2 protein-coding genes and 1 pseudogene are annotated in these 2,247 nt (G+C 46.7%); all 3 read left to right on the top strand.

The annotated features are described in order from the left end of the window. Positions 1–122: 122 nt before the first annotated feature. On the top strand, positions 123–677 hold the full coding sequence (sigZ, locus tag EXY20_RS38685; RefSeq protein WP_407944958.1) for an RNA polymerase sigma factor SigZ: 555 nt from the start codon (positions 123–125) through the stop codon (positions 675–677). A gap of 336 nt (positions 678–1,013) precedes the next feature. Continuing rightward, positions 1,014–1,463: a MarR family winged helix-turn-helix transcriptional regulator gene (locus tag EXY20_RS38680; RefSeq protein ID WP_135557779.1), complete on the top strand. Its 450-nt coding sequence runs from the start codon at positions 1,014–1,016 to the stop codon at positions 1,461–1,463. 120 nt (positions 1,464–1,583) lie between these two features. After that, positions 1,584–2,120, top strand: a pseudogene (arsM, locus tag EXY20_RS38675) (arsenite methyltransferase); the annotation flags it as partial. Between the last annotated feature and the right edge of the window lie 127 nt (positions 2,121–2,247).

The following is a 2,247-nucleotide window of genomic DNA, read 5'->3' as shown; positions in this document are numbered from 1 at the left end:
CGCACGTCAACAGATAAGGGGAGTCACTAATCCAGGTGGCTCCCTCCCCCGGAGACGTGGCTCATTTTTTCCGGAGGCCTGGCTCTCAACTTTCCAGAACGGTGGCTCTCACGCGCCGGAATATTCAGCTTTGGACAGAGTTCCATCGACCCTTACTACATTTTGTTGCGAAACGAGTACGGAACCAAGTCGATGTGGATGATATCGTTCAAACCGTGTTTATGAAAATCCATTTGCATGTGAACGACATCCAGGACGGACAAAAAATAAAGCAATGGATCTACCGGATCACACGCAATTGCATTGTGGATTACTACCGAAAAGAAAAATCGACCCAACCGTTACCCGACCATTTACTAGTTATGGATGAATACGAAGACGAAGATGCTTTGCAAGAATTGGCTGCTTGCATCAGACCGATGATTCAGCAATTGCCGGCGAAGTATCGGGAAGCGCTGGAGCTTACCGAATTGAACGGGATGTCCCAAAAACAATTGAGTGAACATCTCCACCTTTCTTTTTCGGGAACCAAATCAAGAGTACAGCGCGGCCGCGAGAAACTAAAAGACCTGTTCCTTGCTTGTTGTCGGATTGAAGCCGATCGCTATGGAAATATCATCGACGTTCAAGCGATTCGAAACTCGAAATGTGAAGCCGGACCGTGTGGGTGCCAATAACTCTATTTGCGTCTTTTTGCGAAATCCTCCGTCATCTTTAAGGCAATACAAAATACCTAGAATGGAGGAACAAAAATGAGCAATCATTCGGATTCACAAGACGTTTGTTGTGGAGGACCCGCGCCGGAGCATGTTGATGCGTGTTGTGCCGCTGATCATGAAGCGAAGAACGCAAGTAAAGACGGATGTGGCTGCAGTCCTTCGAATTCTCATGCCGCAGAATCGAACAGCACTTCGTGTTGTAGCTAAGACATGACTCTCACCCCCCAATAACCCCACATCATATAGTTGCATTTTGCAAATATATCATGTATAAAGGAATCAGGGGGGATGGTCATGGAAAATGTACGTGACATGTTTCAGCTCATGACGCGTCGGTTCGGATTTCTGAATAAAAGTTGCTGCAGCGTTGGCGGGATCGATATTTCCCTTCCGCAAAGCCATATTTTATATGAGATCGACCGCAGACATGAACCGTCGATGCAGCAAATTGCAGACGTGCTTGGCACCGACATTACGACGTTCAGTCGCCAAGTGCAATCCTTAATCAAACTGAACTTGGTCAAAAAGTCACCCGCCGCGGACGACCGCCGTGTGTTTATACTGTCGCTTACGGTAGAAGGAAAGTTTGTTGCGACGAGCATCGATCAGCAAATGAACATGTTTTTAAATGAAGTCTTCTCGCATATGAACGAATTTGAGAAAGAGACGGTCATTCGCTCGATTCGGTTACTGACGGAGGCCATGTCGAAGTCCGGTCAATGTTGTGCCCCTCCGATGGGGTGAAAATCCCCTCCTTTAATGCTTGTAAAATGCAAATAGTATCAAAAGGAATGATGGCCCAACATTCTGAGATCAACCGCCTATATCCATTTATAAAAATACACTTATCAGGAGGATGCTAAAATGAATGAACTGATGAAAAACGATATTCGAGAAAATGTACGCGGACGCTACAGAGAGATTGCGATTCAAGATACAACTTCCGGGAGTTGCTGCACACCTACCTCTGGATGCTGTGATACGGCAATGGATCCTAACACCGTATCTTCGAAAATGGGCTACTCATCCGAAGAGCTTTCCGCAGTACCAACAGGTGCTAATTTGGGACTGGGCTGCGGCAATCCTCAAGCAATTGCCACATTGAAACCAGGAGAGATTGTAGTTGACCTTGGCAGCGGCGGCGGATTTGATTGTTTCCTTGCCGCGAAGCAAGTTGGGGAAACAGGGCGCGTAATAGGCGTGGATATGACTCCGGAAATGATAAGCAAAGCCCGCGGCAACGCGGCGAATGGCGGATATGAGAACACAGAATTCCGATTAGGCGAAATCGAACACCTGCCGATTGCCGATGCGTCGGTTGATGTTATTATTTCAAACTGCGTCATCAACCTGTCCCCGGATAAACCGCAAGTATTTCAGGAAACTTATCGCGTTTTGAAACTGCGTATTCCGGTAATGTTTGGACACTCATTCCGAAAAGATTTGGACACCTATTCCGGTAATATGTAGACAGTCATTCCGAAAAGTATTGGACACTCATTCCGGAAATGGTTGGACAGTTTCTCTT

The sequence above is a fragment of the Paenibacillus cymbidii genome (assembly GCF_004764705.1).
GTDB classification, from domain to species: domain Bacteria; phylum Bacillota; class Bacilli; order Paenibacillales; family NBRC-103111; genus Paenibacillus_AN; species Paenibacillus_AN cymbidii.
Note: the sequence above shows the minus strand (reverse complement) of the source record. Positions and strands in the feature narration are given on the sequence as shown.

Coding starts and splice junctions, on each gene's coding strand:
- EXY20_RS38680 (WP_135557779.1), top strand. CDS start 1,014: ATGGAAAATGTACGTGACATGTTTCAGCTCATGACGCGTCGGTTCGGA.